The organism is Streptomyces sp. NPDC058955 (genome assembly GCF_042741435.1).
Taxonomy (GTDB): Bacteria; Actinomycetota; Actinomycetes; order Streptomycetales; family Streptomycetaceae; genus Streptomyces.
Map to the genome: position 1 here is coordinate 28539 of NZ_JBHYKM010000022.1, position 16726 is coordinate 45264.

Genomic DNA, 16726 nt, shown 5'->3' on the forward strand with positions numbered 1-16726 from the left:
AAACATTCACCACTCGCCCCCGCAGGGCGCCCGTAACCATGAGTGCGCCTAAAAAGTCGTTGAGGTCGAACACCAAATTATTCGGCACCGGTTCCTCGTCGGGCCCGTCCGGCAGGACGTGCCTCGGTACCGAGGCACGGGCGGCCTCCTCGATCCAGTCGCGCACCGCGCTGGGTTCGCGAGGCACATCGGGGGCCAGCGCGTCGTAGACGAGAGTCGCGCCGGCGGCACTGATCGCCGTCATCAGACCCTCGATCTCACGACCGGTGACGGCGACGCCCCGCTGCATGACCTGGACGAGTGCCTGTGCGGTGGGTCGGTGGTCGATCAGCTCCCGTCGGAGCGCCGAGTGGATGAGGTCCTGGTTGCCGCAGGCCGCGACCACCGGCGCATAGTCCGCACCGTCCCGGAACATCTCGGCGGCCCACCACAGTCGGGAGAAGCACTGCCGGTCGGGCGCGCCCCTGAACCGCTCCGGACCGATCTTCGACGTCGTCCGGGAGAAGTGGCGCCAGGCCACGTAGTCCGGTGCGACGGCCAGTGCCAGATGGGTCCACAGTCTGCGGTCGGCCGCCTCCCGACGGGTGAGGCGCAGCGCGGCGTGCAGCCGGGGCGCCAGCCAGGCGTCGGCCTGCGTCCGGTTGTCCTCGAACGCGTGCATCGCGTCCTCGATGAGGTCTCGGACCGGTTCGACCTCCCATCGAGGGTCCTCCTCCGGCAGACGGTCGACAACCTTGTCCAGGTCGACACCGGCATGCCCCGCGACCCCCTTGAGCAGGTCCTCCGTGAGGAAGGGCTCCGCGGCGGCCGCCGACAGCAGGCCGAGGCGGAGGGGCACGTGGTACGGCTTCTCGATCATGCGTGGTCCCCTCGGTTCGACTGCTGGAGCGCCCGCAGGGCCTGGGAGAGGGCGCGGCTCACGCCGGCCCGGCGCACGGCCGCATAGTGGATGCGGGTCTGGAGCTCCACCCACCCGGCGTCACCGGTGCGCCGTCGATGGACCCGGCGGAGCGCTTCCTCCACGTGGACGCCCGGGACGACGTCGGGGAGCATCTCGCGGAGCACCTCGCCCCTCCAGTCCGTGGGGAACACGGGCGTTCCGTCCGGCTCGGTCTCCAGGTCGCCCACGGCACTGTGGAAGACGGCCGTCCACACGTCCGTGGACATCTGGGTGACGAGCAGTTCGTGGACCTTGTTCTCCATGCCGCCGCTCTCGGCGTCCAGGAGATCGGTGAAACCCTCGACATCGGTGTTGACCAGGACGGCCGGGACCCGGCCGGAGGCGTCCACGATCCAGGGGGCGTCCGCATACGCCTGGAGCCACTCCCGGGAACTCTTGGCGAACCCGACCTGCTTGACGTCCAGACGCAGCCCGCCGAGGGGTTCGTCGGCGGTCACGTCGACGGTCCAGTCCTCGTCGGTCTCGGCGACGGACCGGCCCGCGACGTCGTCGACGGTGGCGACGGCCTGGGCGGAGAGGAAGGCGCGGCCCACGTGGTCGTCCCGGTTCACCTCGACGAACCCGGACCACTCCTTGCTCCCCGGCGCGTCCTGCCGGAGCTCCACGGAGGTCCGCACGTTGGTCTCGCCGTCGGCGAGCGTGACCAGCACCCTCAGCCCGGTCCACGGGGCGTCGTCGGCGACAGCGCCAGGAGGCAGCGTGGCGGAGAGGCCGATCCTGGCCGAGGTCCACTCGTCGTGCTGTGCCACGCCCAGGGCGACGGTCCGCTGCGGCACGGACCAGGCCGAGGTGTCCAGAAGGTCCCGGGTGTTGTCGGGCAGCTTGAGGGACGCCGAGGTCACCCGGAGGGTGATCGGCCGGTTGAGCCGCTTGTACGGATAGAACTTCATGCCCTCATTCCCCCTTGCCGGCACGCAGTTCGAGCACCAGCCGTGTCAGTGCGGTACGGACCGGATGGCTCGTGACGTCGGTGGCGCCGGCGAACACGGCACGTCGGGCGCCGGGCGTGAAGCGCAGCACGCCGTCCTCGACCTCGCAGCCCTCTTCGGCGACGAGTTCCGCCCAGTCCAGGCGGGGGCGGGCTCCCGAGCGCACGTCGAGCAGGACCACGGGGGTCATGACGGGAAGTTCTTCGGCGCGCGGCAGCTTCACCTCCGCGGTGACCCGCCACTCCCCCGCCGGGCCGATGGACGCCTCGAGGCCGTCGAGTTCCGGCAGCCCGGGCCCGGCGGCGCGCCGGGACGTGGTCCGCTTCGTCGGGGAGACGGTGAGGGCCTTCCGCAGCTTGGCGCCGCCTTCGTCGCCGGACCGCTTGGGCCGGGCGACCAGCTCCTTCACCGCCGCGTTCACCTCGGTGGTCAGGCGCGCGATGCGGTGGTGCGCAGTGTGCGACCAGCGCAGGGTCAACTCCTCCGTCTGGCCCCACCGGTCGTGCTCGGGCGGTTCGGCGGCCCGCAGGAACTCCTCGGCCTCCTCGGCGAAGGGGGCGGTCTCCCCGGCGGCGGTCCCGGTGAGGAGCACCGCCTGGAAGCTGTTGACGCCCAGGGGAAGCCCCGCCACAGGTGATCGTTTGATGGTCATCCGGTTGCCGCGCAGCGAGTGGACCTGCTTGGGGACGCCGTCCTTGTCGCCCGCGTCCGTGACCAGGAGGACCGCCTGATGCGTACCGAGAGTGCCACGTCGGCCGCCTGCCAAAGGCAGTCTCAGCGGCACCGTGCGCAGCGCGACCTGCCCGGCCTCGGTCAGCCGGTCGACGGTCGTCCCCTCGTAGAAGGCGCGCAGTGCCCGGGTGCGCGCCGGCTGGGCGTCGGTGGGGTCGATCTGCTGCTCCTCGACGACGACCTGTCCGTTGCGCAGCGTACGGACCGAGGTCTCCAGGAGGGGGAGCCTGCTCCCTCCCGCGGTCATGGCGGCCCAGAAGTCCCTTTCGAGGGCCTCGACCAGGCGTCGGTGCATGGATCGGATGTCGCGGGTGCCGTCGTCCTCCTGACCGTCGCGGCCGTTCTCGTCGTCCAACGCCCGTTCGGCGTTGCTCTCGTCGAGACTGGCCACGTCGTGGGCACCGACGATGAGGAAGGAGGTGCCCGGCTCATCGCTGTCGCGGGTGAGATGGAGGCGCTCGACGGTCTCCTCGTCCGCCCACCACGAGCGGGTGACCTGGGCCCCGGGGCTGTCGGGGTCGGGCCGCCCGAGCCAGGCGGGTCCGGCATAGGTCCCGTCGCCGACGGACCGCCACGGCAGCTCCAGACGTCCGATGACGCGCCGCTCGGTCCGGCCCTCGTGGGGTACGGAGAGGGTGGAGTTGATCAGCACCATGCCGAGGGCACTGGTCGCCCACAGGGTCGCCTTGCCGAGGCCGAAGGAGCCGCCGGCACCGCGGTCCGACTTGAGGCTCTCCAGCTGACGCCGGACGACGGCGGCGAACTTGCCGTTGTCGTAGTCGTCGCCGACGAGGCCGGACGCGTTGTAGTCGTCGACGCGGAGGAGGACCAGCCTCCCCTTCTCGAACATGTCGCGCACGCCGGCGTGGACGACCCGCCCGACCTTCTGATGGGCGGCCGTCTCCGACACCGCCTCGTAGTGGGGCTGGAGTTCGTCCCAGAGGATGGCCTGTCGGAACGCGTCGAGCGTCTCGCCGGTGATCTCGTGGATGGTGTAACGCACGCGCACCGGACGCCCGTTGTCGACCAGGCGCTCGTCGAGACTGTTCTGACAGGTCTCGCGGGCGAGCACCTGGACGTCGGCGTCGAAGGCGAAGGCCGCGGCGTTGCCGCCGTCGCGGCCGCCGTCCTGGTAACCGGGGCGGTGGTACCAGGTGATGGGGAGGCCGGCCTGCGTGTCGGTGGTGCGGGTGTGCACCGTGCCGATGTCCGTGCCCAGGGCCTTGGCGATCTCCGCCATCATCGTCGGGCGCGGGACCGACCGTCTGGTGATCCACGCCGACACCGCGGCGCGCGTCAGGTTCAACTCGTCGGCCAACTCGGCCTGCGTCTTCCCCGCGAGCTTGAGCTGGCGGGCCAACCAGGGCCCGAAGTCCTCGCCCGTCTCCATGCAACCACCCGTTCGTCGACCGCGTCCATGAACACGAGCAGGCTAATTTGACATGAGCCGAGCCGTCAACTGCCGCTTGACTCGAACCGCCGATCGAGGGGCTCGAAGCACTCTGCCCGAAAAACTCCGAATAGTCCGAACCATACCGATCTACGCCGCTTCACCCTGCCGCAATCGGAGCCGGGAGCTCCTCAAGTGAAGTCTCCTCAAAAGGACTTGACGGTGCCACAGATCATTGCGAGGCTCTTAGGGCCGGAAAAGCCGTGCCGTTTCGAGAAGACATCTCGATGCGCACAGAACAGCTCTGTCCTCAGCCGGTCTTGCTCCGCCCACGAGGCACGCAAGCGGAATCCCACGAGACACGTTCCGCGAACCACCATGGGACACCACGCACCTGGCCCTCCCATGGCGCAAGGACCGTTCGAAGCAGGTTCGACCTGCGTCGAACGGCGATCCGACCTGCCCGCCTGCCCGCACGACGCACCTTGCGTCGAAATTCGGCGTGGGACGCAGCAACATTCCCGAACGATGAGGAGACGAGCATGACCGATCTCTACGGCGAGTGCCCCCTGAATCCCCCGCCCTGGTCCGGACGGGAGTGCTCCGGCGCCGAACTCGGGTATCGGACGACCGCCCCGGACATGCGGGAGAACTTCCTGAAGGAACTCGGGGAGAGCCGTGTCTATTTCACCGAGATCGTCGGCATGACCCTGCCCGCCCACGAGCCCGACCGCGATGACGGCTGACCGCTCCCTCGCCTCCGCGCGGCGCGCCGGCCTGGTGCAAGGCACCGATGCCCCCCGGGACCTTGAACCGGGCCGGCCCACCGCGGCCCTTCCTCTTCCCTCCCTCCTCGACCCCAGGAGCCGCAGAGACATGTCAGCCACGGACTCCCCCGTCATCCGGACCGTCCTCGATCAGTCGGCCCGCGTCCTCCAGACCTACGCGGTCGACCCCGGCCTCATCCCGGAGCACGCCAACAGCGAACGCCGCATCACCCAGGGCGGGTACGGCGACCGCCAGCTCTTCGAGCTCGTCCAGAACGCGGCCGACGAGATCGCGTCCCAACCGGGCGGCACGGTCCACGTCGTGCTCACCGACACCCACCTGTACTGCGCCAACGAGGGCACGCCCGTCTCGCCCGAGGGCGCCGAGACCATCCTGCGGATGAGCATGTCGCGCAAACGCGGCGGCCAGATCGGACGCTTCGGCGTCGGAGTGAAGTCGGTGCTCGTCGTCACCGACGCACCGCAGTTCTTCAGCACCACCGGCTCCTTCGGCTTCGACCGCGACTGGGCCTACGAGCGCATCCGGACCGTGCCGGGCGTCGAGGCGCACCTCGGGGCGGCCTTCGAGGCCCCGGTCCTGCGCATGGCCCGCCCCCTGGACATGACCGTGGAGCGCGCCCAGGACGGAGTCCTCGACGAACTGCTCCGCTGGGCCACGACGGTCGTACGACTGCCGCTGCTCCCCGGCGCCGCGGACCGGCTGGCCCAGGACATGCACGGCGGCCGGTCGAGCGTCTCCTCCCGCGAGGAGTTCCCCCTCGGCTTCCAGCTCCTCTCCCCGCACGTGGCGAAGGTCGTCCTGGACGACCGTCGGCCCCGGCCCGTCGTGCGGCGCGTCCTGACCACCGAACAGGTCGGCGACCTGCACACCGTGCACGAGGAGCGCACCGGGAAGCCGACCACGGCGGACCGCTGGAGGGTCTTCACCGTCACGCACGAGCCGGGCCCCGCCGCGCGGGCCGACGCCGGTGAGCTGCACGACCGCCTCTCGCTCGAACTCGCCTGGGCCGTCCCGGCCCTGGAGAAGGACCCGAGGACCGGACTGCACCTGTCGCCCAAGGCACGCGGGCGAGGACGCTTCTGGTCCTTCTTCCCCACGAAGTACGAGATCTCCCTGAGCGGCATCCTCAACGGTGCCTGGAAGACGAACGAAGACCGTCAGAACCTGCTCGACTCCTCCGCCTTCAACGAGGAGATGATCAAGGTGTCGGCGCAGCTCGTGGTCGACTCCCTCCCCCGACTCGCCCCCGTCGACGACCCCGCCGCCCATCTTCCGCTCCTGCCCGGCCGTGTGAAGGAGGCCATCAGCTGGGCGGACGAGTTCCTGACCCGGGAGATCTGGGCCCGCGCCGCGGTACGCCCGTCCCTCCCCGACCAGGAGGGGGTCCTGCGCACGCCGGCGGAGCTCCACGTCCACCCGCGCCTCGAACCGAAGCAGCACCTCTCCGGCTGGCTGCGGCAGTGGCACGCCTGCCCGGACCGCCCGTCCGACTGGCTGCATCCGGCGGTGGAGGCCGACGCCCTGCGGTCCGGCAAGGTGGAGCACATCATCGGCGCGGCCGGACGCGAGCGGGCCGACGTCCGCACGTGGCTGGAGGCGCTCGTGGCGTCCGGGACCGCCGTGGCCTCGGCGACGGCGATCCGGATCCTCACCGACATGATCGAGAAGGGTTCCCCCGACGCCGCCGAGGCCCGGAAGGCGAAGATCGTCCTCACCGAGGAGCACGGGCTCGTTGCCCCCGTGGTGGGTCGGGTCTTCCGGAGGGCGGACGAGGGCGGACTTCCCGAGTCCCTCGTGTACGTGGTCGGCGAGATCGCCCAGGATCCGTCGCTCGCCCACGCCCTGAACGTGCTCGGCATCCGTGAGGCACACGCCGAGGGCAGGTTCATCAGCGTGCTCGACCAGGGCTTCGCCGGATACGGGGACGCCGAGTGGGAGCGCTTCTGGGAGCTGTTCCGGCGGGCAGGTGGGCGCCGTCTCGCCCACACCCTCCTGGAGAAGGTGCCGCGGGCCCGGGAGACCCTCCATGTGCGGACCGCGGACCGCAGGTTCCGGCCGGTGCAGGACTGCATGCTGCCCGGCGCGGTGGTGACGGCCGAACGCGATCCGGCCGTCGCCGTCGACGTCCGGTTCCACTCCGACGATCTCTCCTTCTTCCCCGACCTCGGCCTACGGGAGCGTCCGTCGGCCGCCGTGCGCCCCGATTCCGCGGCGGACGGGTGGTTCGAGGAGTACCGGGAGGCCGTGCACGCCGCGTACCTGAAGCGGCTCGCCAACTCCGCCCCCCGCCCGTCGCTGAATCGGATGAGGGTGGAGGGTTCGCCCGTCGGGGGTCCCCTGCACCTCTTCCGCGCGCTGTCCCACGAGTCCCGCGCCGCCTTCCTGAAGGCTCTGCCCGACGACGCGGTGGTCGACAACTGGACCCTGCAGATCGGGGCGCAGACGAGCACCCGCCAGTCCGTGGCGTCCCCGATCCGTTGGATGTTGCGGAGGCACGGGTACGTCGCCACGTCGCAGGGCGTCAAGCCATTGACGGAAGCGGTCGGGCCGCAGTTGGCCGCGTACCGCGACGTCCTTCCCGTCGCCGACATCTCCTCGGAGAAGGCCCGCAAACTGCATCTCGCGACCACCGTCGACGAGGTGCCGGCCGATCGCTGGGACTCCCTGCTCACCGAGCTGTCCCGGAGCGAGGACGACGGCTTCGTCGGTGCCACCTACGTCATGCTGACGCGGTTCGGTGCCGAGTTCCCCGAGGACACTCTCACCCGGTGCCGGATCGGCGACTCCTGGGGCACCCGCCCCGACGAGGAGATCACCGTCGCCGTCGGCACCGCCGAGTACCGGGCGCTGCGCGCCGAGCAGCTGCCCGCCCTGCTGGTCTCCACCGTCGAGGACGCCGAACTGCTGGTGGAGAAGTGGGGCATGCTCCGCTTCGCGGACGTGATCAGCAAGGAGACCCGGGAGGTGCCCGAGGGCGAGCCGGTGCCGCTCGTCGAGCTCTACCCCGGTCTGCGGCAGCAGCTGAACAGCGCCACCCGAGGCAGCCTCGTACAGCGGTGCACCGAGCTGGAGGAGCTGACCCGTACCCCCAACGGCACCCGACCGCGCCCCCTGGACGCGGTGCGCCAGGGCACCACCGTGAAGATCCTCGTCCCCGTGGAGCCCGAGCCGATGCTCCGGCTGATCGACCGGGAACTCGAGCTCGGACTGGGCCCGACCGGGTGCCGTGCCGTCCTCGATCTCCAGGCGCGCATGGCCCGCGACAGCGCGATGCAGGCGGCGGTGAAGGCCGTCCGGGAGGCGTCGGACGTGGTCACCAAGATCGAGCTGCTGATCGGCGCGGACGCCCTGCGCGCCGGACTCCCCGAGGGGCTGATGGAGGCGGAGTCGCAGGCGACCGGCGGCGCCGAGCCGTCCGGGCACCGGATCGCCCAGATGGCTTTCAACGCGCACGGCGACGGAGTGCTCCAACAGCACGCCCGCGACATCCAGGCCCGGTTCCCGAACGCTCCCGTCGCGTACGGGGGTTCCTCGGCCGCCATCGCCTTCGTGTCGGACCTGCGGCTCCCGGTCGCGTTCGCGGGCTCCCGCACACCGGCACCCCCCGCCTTCGAGACCGTGGAGGGACCGCGGGACTTCCCTCGCCTCCACGACTACCAGGAGGACCTGGTCCGCAACATCAACGGCCTCCTCGACCGGCTCGCCCCGCAGCGGGCGATGCTGTCGCTGCCCACCGGCGCCGGCAAGACCCGGGTGACCGCGGAGGCCGTGATCCGCTGGGTGAAGCAGGTCGGCGACCTGCGGGGTCCGCTGCTGTGGATCGCACAGACCGAGGAGCTGTGCGAGCAGGCGGTGCAGAGCTGGAAGTTCGTCTGGAACAAGGTCGGAGCCGACAGCCCCCTCACCATCAGCAGGCTCTGGAGCTCCAACGAGGTCGGCGACGTCACCGACCATCCGCACCTCGTCGTCGCCACCGACGCGAAGCTGGAACGCTGCCTGGGCACCGATGCCTACGCGTGGCTGAGGGAGTCGGCCCTGGTGATCGTGGACGAGGCCCACACCGCCGTCTCCAAGCGTTACACGGAGATCCTGAGCCGACTCGGACTCACCCGCTACGAGACCAAGCGGCATCTGCTGGGCCTGACCGCCACCCCGTACCGCAACACGAACGAGGAGGAGACTCTGCGCCTGGTCGGCCGCTTCGGCAACCGACGTCTCGACGAGGGCGTCTTCCCCTCCGGCGACCCGTACCGCGACCTCCAGCAGTGGGGGATGCTCGCGGAGGTCGAGCACCGGACCCTCCAGGGCGGGCGGATCGAGCTGACCCGGGAGGAGAAGGCGCAGGCCGAGCGGATGTCGATGCTCACGCGCGCCGCCGAACAGCGGCTCGCCGACGACCACGCCCGCAGCCGGCGCATCGTCGACGAGGTGGCCGGCCTGCCGGAGGACTGGCCGACGCTCCTCTTCGCCACCTCGGTGGACCACGCCAAGTATCTGGCGGCCCTGTTGAACGACCGCGACGTACCGTCCGCGGCCGTGGACGCGACGACGAGCGCTTCCGACCGTCGCCGACGCATCGAGGAATTCCGTTCCGGTCGCATCCGAGTCCTCACCAACTACGGTGTTCTCACTCAGGGGTTCGACGCGCCGGCCACCCGCGTCGTCGTCGTGGCCCGCCCGGTCTACAGCACGAACGTCTACCAGCAGATGATCGGGCGGGGGCTGCGCGGTCCCCGGAACGGCGGCAAGGACACCTGCCTGATCCTCAACGTCAGCGACAACATCGAGAACTTCGACACCCAGCTCGCCTTCACCCAGTTCGAGCACCTCTGGAGCCGCACGTGACCGACACGTACCTCGACAGTCCGCCGCTCACCGACGAGCAGCGGTCCGTGGTCGAGCAGCCCTGGGACGCCCGGGTGCTCGTGACCGCCGGAGCGGGGGCGGGCAAGACGCACACGCTGGTGCGCCGACTCGACGCCCTGTGCGGACACGAGGACCCGGAGGAGGCCCTGGACGCCTCCGAGATCCTGGTGCTGACCTTCTCCCGGGCCGCCGCGCGCGAACTGCGCGAGCGGATCGCCCGACACGGCGACCGGGCGACGCGCGTGCGGGCCCAGACCTTCGACGCCTGGGCGTACGGGGTCCTGCGACAGGCCCGGCCCGACGAGGAGTGGGGCGGGGTCGGCTTCGAGGAGCGGATCCTGGCCGCCGCGCAGGCGGTCGAGAAGGGCGCGCTGGAGGCCGGCGACGCCCTGCCCCCCGCCCACGTGGTGATCGACGAGGTCCAGGACCTGCTGGGCGGCCGCCGCGAACTGGTCGAGACCCTGATCGACCGGTACCAGGACAGCTGCGGCTTCACCGTCGTCGGAGACGCCGCCCAGAGCGTCTACGGGTTCCAGATCGACGACATGGCCGAGCGGGCCGACGAGACCGGACGGTTCTTCGACTGGCTGCGCGGCTCCTACCCGGACGACCTGGTCGAGCTGCACCTCACGGCGAACTTCCGGGCCGTCACGCCCGAGGCCAGGACGGCGCTGCATCTGGGTCCGCGACTGCAGGAGGTGACGGATCCCGAGGAGGCCGGGCGAATCTACGGGGACCTGCGCGATCTCCTCCTGGAACCCGCCAACGTCCTGGCGGACCTCACCGATCCGCTCACCCTGGACGGGCTCCGCAGGTCGCCCGACACCTGCGCGATCCTCACCCGCGACAACCGCCAGGCCCTCGCCGTGTCCGAGCTGCTGCACGAACACGGAGTGCCCCATCGGCTGCGACGCCCGCTCGAAGAACGACCGGTCCCGTTCTGGGTGGCCGAACTCCTGCGCCGAACCGAGGCGAACAGCCTCACCGAGGACCGGTTCCGCTCCCTGCTCTCCGCGATCCCCCTGCCGTACGAGGCGAACCCGGCCGCGTTGTGGACGGTGCTGCGCCGCGTCGCCCGCGGGGCCGGTCGACACGTGCTCGACCTCGAGCGGCTGCGCCGCGTCGTCGCCGACGGGCACTTCCCCGACGAAGCCGCCGACCCGGAGACGGAGCGGCTCGTCGTCTCCACCGTGCACCGGTCCAAGGGGCTCGAGTTCGACCGTGTGATCGTGCTCACCCCTCCGTCCCTCGGCGAACTCCGCAAGCAGTACAAGGACGACCTCGACCTGCCCGCCGAGGCCCGGGCCCTGTACGTGGCGATGACGCGGGCGCGCCAGGACCTCCACCACGTGGCCGTTCCCGAACTGCCGCTCGTCCGGCGCGCGGGAGCCCGGAAGAACGTGGGACGACGGTACGTGGCCGGGTGGCGGTCCTACGACCGGTTCGGGATCGTCGCCGAGGCCGGTGACGTCGCCCGCGACCTGCCCGCGTGCGCGGGTCAGGACGCCTCCGCGGCCCAGGCGTACCTGCGGGAACGGGTGGCCCCCGGGGACGCCGTGGTGCTGCGCCGGCGCCACGACGTACCGATGGGCGAGCATCAGAGTCCGCCGTACGCGCTGCTGCACGAGGACCGGGAGATCGGAGAGGTCTCCGAGCGCTTCCGCGAGGACCTGTTCCAGGTCCAGAAGGTGAACCGGACCTGGGACCCCTGGTGGCCGGACGAGATCCACGGCATACGCGTCGACGCCCTGGAGACCGTGACCGGCAGCGCGGCCGCCGGCGCCAACGCCGGCCTGGGCGACCGCGGCGTGTGGATCGCCCCCCGGCTCACCGGCCTCGGTCGGTTCCGGAGGGCCGGGGGCGGCGGGGAGCTCGACGAGAACGAGGAGAGGAACGCATGACGCACGTGGCAGGCCGACACGCCGAGCACTACCGGGTCCGGGACGAGGAGCTCCTCGTCGGGCTGCGCCGTGAGCTCCTGGGCCCGGCCCCCGGCGACGCTCCCGAGGACCTGGCCGAGGTCCTCGTGCAGGACGCGCCGATCGACCGGTACGTCGTCGGCGTCCTCTACCCCCGGTCGAAGGACCCGGCCGCCGCGGACCTGCTCCGCGCCGCGGAGCAGGAGCAGAACAGCCCGGACGACGCACCCGTGATCTCCCGCAAGGAGGTCGACGAGTCGTCCGCCTCCAACGAGGCCGGCGCCTCGGGCTCCCGGCGCCCCTCGTCGATGGGCCTCACGTTCGCTGTCGATCCGGACGAGAGCCGATCGATCGTCGTCGGTGCCCGCGCCGCCGCCTACCTGCCCACCGACGCGGCGGGCCGTCCCGTCCCGGCCCGCCGGGCCGAAGCACGCACCACCTCCGACCAGCAGGAACAGTGGCACCGCACCACTCTGTCGCTGCCGGACACCACCATCGATGTGACCACCCCGGACCCGAGGATCGAGGTCGATCTCGGGCACGGGGCCGCTCTCCGGGTCAACGTCCGCCGCCCTCACGCGGCAACCGGCACCGTGACCGTGACCGTGACGCTCGTCAACACCCAGCGGGTCGGCGAGCACGACCTTCAGGACGCCGCCTCCCTCTTCCAGTGCGGCCTCACGGTCCGGGCGTCGAACGGCTCCGGAGCCTTCGTCGAACGCCCTGCCCCGCACACCTCCCACGACGACGAGGTGGCCACCAGCCGTCTGCTGCACCGCCACGCACCGACCTTCGCCGTCGGGCACGGGTGCGCAGCCGACTGGGACTGGCCCGCGCCACCGATCGGGGTCACGGACGCCAGGAAGGCAGCCGTGGACGAGATCCGCAGCGAGTTCGTGCCCGCAGTCGAGGTGCTGCTCGCCGATTCCAACCCTGAGATCGACAGTTCGGCCCTGTCCATGCTCGGGCTGGCCGAGGGCTCGGACGCCGAGATCCTGGACGCGCTGCGCGCGCTCGCCGACGGCTACGAGCAGTGGATCGAGCGCAAGCGGTCCGAGGCGGACCTCCTCGCGGCCACGCCGCACGCGAAGTCCGCGGCCGATCAGGTCGACAGCTGCGTCGAGGCGCTGGGCAGGATCCGGGCGGGCATCGCGCTCCTCGCCGACGACGAGAAGCCCGAACTGATGCGGGCCTTCCGCCTCGCCAACCGGGCCATGGCCGATCAGCGGGCGCGGAGCGCGTGGGTCAAGGACGGGAAGGACGGCGCACCGGACCCGGCGGCCGGCCGCTGGCGCCCCTTCCAGATCGCGTTCGTCCTCCTCTGCCTGTCCGGCATCGACGACCCGGAGCACCCGGACCGCGAGATCGCCGACCTGCTCTGGTTCCCCACGGGCGGCGGCAAGACCGAGGCGTACCTCGGTCTGATCGCCTTCACGGCGTTCCTCCGCCGCATCCGGAAGGGTGCCGACGGCGGAGGAGTGACCGTCCTCATGCGCTACACCCTGCGACTGCTCACCCTCCAGCAGTTCGAGCGGGCCGCGATCCTGCTCTGCGCCATGGAACGGATGCGCCGGGACCTTCCCTCGGAGCTGGGCACCGAGGAGTTCTCCATCGGGATGTGGGTCGGCCGTTCGGCGACGCCCAACACCCTGGAGAAGGCCGACCAGAAGCTGGACGAGCTCCGCCGTGACCTCGGCCGGCGGCTCGCCACCGAGAACCCCGTCCAGCTGCATGCCTGCCCCTGGTGCGGGACCAGGCTGGACGCACGGGCCTATGCGGTCGACCTCGGCGCCCGACGGATGCACGTGCGCTGTCCCGGTGAGGACTGCGACTTCACGGACGGCCTGCCGGTCCACCTGGTCGACGAGGCCGTCTACGCCGCCCGCCCGACCCTGGTCATCGCCACCGTCGACAAGTTCGCCTCGATGCCCTGGCGTCCGGACACCGCGGCGCTCTTCAACCTGGACGACCCGAAGGACCCCACTCCGGCGCCCGAGCTCATCGTCCAGGACGAACTCCACCTCATCTCAGGACCGCTGGGCACACTCACCGGCCTCTACGAGACCGCGGTCGACGCCCTCGCCGGCCGCCCCAAGGTGATCGCCTCCACGGCGACCATCCGCCGCGCGGTAGAGCAGGGGCGCAGCCTCTTCGCACGCGACGTACGCCAGTTCCCGCCTGCCGGACTGGACTCCCGGGACTCCTGGTTCGCGGTCGAGACGCCGCGGGAGGAGAAGGCCAGCCGCCGCTACGTGGGTCTGCTGGCCCCCGGCACGAGCCAGTCGACCCTGCTGATCCGCACCTACGCCACCCTGATGCACCGGGCCCGGCAGGCCCGGACGAGCGAAGAGGTCCGCGACGCCTACTGGAGCCTGGTGGGCTACTTCAACAGCCTCCGACTCCTGTCCGCAGCCGAACTCCAGGTCCACGATGACGTCGTGGACTATCTGGAGCTGCTCGCCGAGCGGGAGGGGGTGGAGGTCCGGTCCACCACCAACTACTCGGAGCTCACGAGCCGGGTGGACGCGAGCGACATCCCCGCCCGCCTCAAGGGGATCGAGAAGCGGCTCCCCGACGAGGACACGGTGGACGTCCTTCTCGCCACCAACATGATCGCGGTCGGCGTGGACGTGGACCGACTCGGGCTGATGGCCGTGATGGGTCAGCCCCAGACCACCGCGGAGTACATCCAGGCGACCAGCCGCGTCGGCCGTGCCCACCCCGGCCTGGTCGCCGTCATGCTCAACGCCACCCGGTCCCGCGACCGCTCGCACTACGAGAACTTCCTGCACTTCCACTCGGCCCTCTACCGCGAGGTGGAGTCCACGTCCGTCACCCCCTTCTCTGCGCGTGCCCGTGAGCGCGGTCTCCACGCCGTCGTCGTCGCCCTCGCACGCATCCTGGTCCCCGAGGCCCGGGACAACGACGCCGCCGGAAAGGTCGCCTCGTACGAGCACCGGCTCCGTGAGGACGTGAAGAACATCCTTCTCGACCGTGTCGTCGCCGCCGTCCCCGCGGAGGACGGGGCGCCACCGCCGGAGCTCGAGGCGGTGTCGCGCGCCTTCGACGAGTTCGTCGACTGGTGGTGCGACGAGGCCGACGTCCACGGCGGCCTGCTCTTCGAACCGCAGCGGGGCGACCGGAGGCCGTCGCTGCTGAAGTCGTACGACGACGAGTCCGAGGACGCCGAGGCGTGGCCCACGCTCTGGAGCCTCCGCGACGTCGACGCCGAATCCGCCCTGTTCCTGGAGGCATCCCGATGACCCCGCCCCCCGCGCGTCGCCGCCGTACCGGCGCCGACGGCGCGCCCGCCCCGAGCCTGCCCCGACGAGGCGCGGTCCGCCGCGCCCAGATGATCACCACGTACGGTGTCGGCTCCCTGATCGCGGTCGACCACGAGTCCTTCGTCGTCTCCGGTCTCGACGGCGCCGACGAGCACTGGCGGTCGGACGAGTCCCCGCGCATCAGCGAGCGGCGGCTCGCCCGACTGCTCGAAGTGGACTACTTCCGGCTGCCGCCCGCCTCCGAGGACACCAGCAAGGACGGGGTCCGGGTCCGCCGGTTCCCGATCATGCACTCCTGTTCCGAGTGCGGCGAGCTTCGCCGGTGGCACCAGTTCAATTCGCCGCCCGGTCGCAGCGAGTGCGGGGCGTGCGGTGTCGACCTCGTCCCCTCCCGCTTCGTGATCGCCTGCGAGGCGGGGCACCTCGACGAGTTCCCGTACTGGCACTGGGTGCACCGGTCGTCGGCGGGCGGGACGTCCACAGCGGGGCAGTGCGGCGGCACCCTCACGCTGCGCTCCTCCGGGCGCAGCTCTTCCCTCCGTTCCATCATCGTGTCGTGCACCTGCGGGGTGCCGGAGGTCTCGATGGAGGGCTCCTTCCGCAGGAACGCCCTGAAGGACCTGGGGCTCCGGTGCCGCGGCACACGCCCCTGGCTCGGTACGTCCGTCCCCGCGGATCCCTGCCGGCTGTCCGCCCGCACGCTCCAGCGCGGTTCCTCCTCCGTGTGGCAGCCGGTCCTGAGGTCGGCCCTCTCCATCCCCCCGTGGAGCGACGGCCGGGCCGACCCGCTCGACGAGCACTGGGAGCAGCTCCGCGGGCTCGACGGACGGGACGCGGTGGAGATGTGTCTCCGGTTCGTCTTCAAGGGCGAACCCCCGGTCCCCGTCGACGAGGTCATGGCCCTCCTCGCCGCCGAGCGTGAGGAGGATCCGGAGGGCGACGGGACTCCTTCCTTCGACCGCCGCTATCTCGCGTTGCGTCACAAGGAGTACGAGCGGCTCCGCGCGGGGAACGACGAGCGCGAGCGATCTCACAAGGAGCAGTTCGTCTGCGAGACGCCGCTGGGTGATCCGGCACCCCTGGTCCCCCTCGGCGTCACGGGTCCGATGCTGGTGAAGAAGCTCCGCGAGGTCCGAGCGCTCAAGGCGTTCACCCGGCTCGCCGACCCCGACTCGACCACCGAGGGCAAGGAGGCCGCGCTCTCGGCCTCGCCCCTGTCCTGGCTGCCCGCGATGGAGGTCCGCGGCGAGGGCGTCTTCCTCCGCCTCGACGAGGACCGGCTGGAACCGTGGGCCCGCTCGGCGCCCGTGGTCGCCAGGGCGGAGCGGATCCGCGCGGCGCACGAACGGCTCATGCGGCAACGGGCGACGGACCCTGACCAGATTCCGCCCTCCCCTGCCGGGCCGCGGATGATCCTGCTGCACACCTTGGCCCACGTGCTGATCACCCAGTGGAGCCTGGACGCCGGATACCCGGCGGCGGCGCTCCGCGAGCGCCTGTACGCCGACGAGGGCATGGCGGGGATCCTGGTCTACACGGCGACGAGCGACTCGGCCGGCAGTCTCGGAGGGCTCGTCGCCCAGGGCGAACCCTCCCGGCTCGCCGACGCCGTCCGCGGGGCGGTGCACCGGTCCGCATGGTGCTCCTCCGATCCCCTCTGCATCGAGTCCGAGGCATCGGGGACCGCCGGCACCAACCTCGCGGCGTGTCACGCCTGCGTGATGCTCCCCGAGACGAGCTGCGAGCACAACAACACCCTGCTGGACCGCGCGCTGCTCGTGGGCACCCCGGAAGATCCGTCGATCGGGTTCTTCGCCCAGCTGCTCGCCTGACGCACGGGAGCGGTGCCTCGTTAG

Annotated in this window: 8 protein-coding genes; 5 read left to right on the forward strand and 3 right to left on the reverse strand. The window is 71.2% G+C overall.

Features of this window, described 5'->3' with window-relative positions; genetic code table 11:
- From ACFW1I_RS11710 to ACFW1I_RS11720, 3 genes are all read right to left on the reverse strand, one after another.
- On the reverse strand, positions 1 to 859 hold an 859-nt coding region (locus ACFW1I_RS11710), incomplete at its 3' end, for a DUF6339 family protein (RefSeq protein ID WP_384668962.1).
- Positions 856 to 1851, reverse strand: coding sequence for a hypothetical protein (locus ACFW1I_RS11715; protein ID WP_384668964.1), 996 nt, complete (start codon positions 1849 to 1851; stop codon positions 856 to 858). The genes ACFW1I_RS11710 and ACFW1I_RS11715, both read right to left, overlap by 4 nt.
- A gap of 4 nt (positions 1852 to 1855) precedes the next feature.
- Positions 1856 to 4012 carry a helix-turn-helix transcriptional regulator gene (locus tag ACFW1I_RS11720; RefSeq protein ID WP_384668965.1) on the reverse strand — a complete coding sequence of 719 codons (2157 nt, stop codon included), beginning with the start codon at positions 4010 to 4012 and terminating at the stop codon, positions 1856 to 1858.
- A 542-nt stretch (positions 4013 to 4554) separates the two neighbouring features.
- Here ACFW1I_RS11720 and ACFW1I_RS11725 point away from each other — a divergent pair.
- From ACFW1I_RS11725 to drmB, 5 genes are all read left to right on the forward strand, one after another.
- A complete protein-coding gene (locus tag ACFW1I_RS11725; RefSeq protein ID WP_384668966.1) occupies positions 4555 to 4758 on the forward strand; it encodes a hypothetical protein in 204 nt (67 codons plus the stop codon).
- Positions 4759 to 4888: 130 nt separating this feature from the next.
- On the forward strand, positions 4889 to 9646 hold the full coding sequence (locus ACFW1I_RS11730) for a sacsin N-terminal ATP-binding-like domain-containing protein (RefSeq protein ID WP_384668967.1): 4758 nt from the start codon (positions 4889 to 4891) through the stop codon (positions 9644 to 9646).
- Positions 9643 to 11568 (forward strand): UvrD-helicase domain-containing protein, encoded by a 1926-nt coding sequence (locus ACFW1I_RS11735; protein ID WP_384668969.1) that lies wholly within the window; start codon positions 9643 to 9645, stop codon positions 11566 to 11568. The genes ACFW1I_RS11730 and ACFW1I_RS11735 overlap by 4 nt, the downstream gene beginning before the upstream one ends.
- Complete coding sequence (locus tag ACFW1I_RS11740) at positions 11565 to 14849, forward strand: helicase-related protein (RefSeq protein WP_384668971.1); 3285 nt, start codon at positions 11565 to 11567, stop codon at positions 14847 to 14849. The genes ACFW1I_RS11735 and ACFW1I_RS11740 overlap by 4 nt, the downstream gene beginning before the upstream one ends.
- Positions 14846 to 16702 (forward strand): DrmB family protein, encoded by a 1857-nt coding sequence (drmB, locus tag ACFW1I_RS11745; RefSeq protein ID WP_384668973.1) that lies wholly within the window; start codon positions 14846 to 14848, stop codon positions 16700 to 16702. The genes ACFW1I_RS11740 and drmB overlap by 4 nt, the downstream gene beginning before the upstream one ends.
- The last annotated feature ends 24 nt before the right edge of the window (positions 16703 to 16726 follow it).

What these genes read in the sequence shown, in the direction of transcription:
- ACFW1I_RS11715 (WP_384668964.1), bottom strand. Translation starts at nt 1,851, where the DNA reads ATGAAGTTCTATCCGTACAAGCGGCTCAACCGGCCGATCACCCTCCGG.
- ACFW1I_RS11720 (WP_384668965.1), bottom strand. Translation starts at nt 4,012, where the DNA reads ATGGAGACGGGCGAGGACTTCGGGCCCTGGTTGGCCCGCCAGCTCAAG.
- ACFW1I_RS11725 (WP_384668966.1), top strand. Translation starts at nt 4,555, where the DNA reads ATGACCGATCTCTACGGCGAGTGCCCCCTGAATCCCCCGCCCTGGTCC.
- ACFW1I_RS11730 (WP_384668967.1), top strand. Translation starts at nt 4,889, where the DNA reads ATGTCAGCCACGGACTCCCCCGTCATCCGGACCGTCCTCGATCAGTCG.
- ACFW1I_RS11740 (WP_384668971.1), top strand. Translation starts at nt 11,565, where the DNA reads ATGACGCACGTGGCAGGCCGACACGCCGAGCACTACCGGGTCCGGGAC.
- drmB (WP_384668973.1), top strand. Translation starts at nt 14,846, where the DNA reads ATGACCCCGCCCCCCGCGCGTCGCCGCCGTACCGGCGCCGACGGCGCG.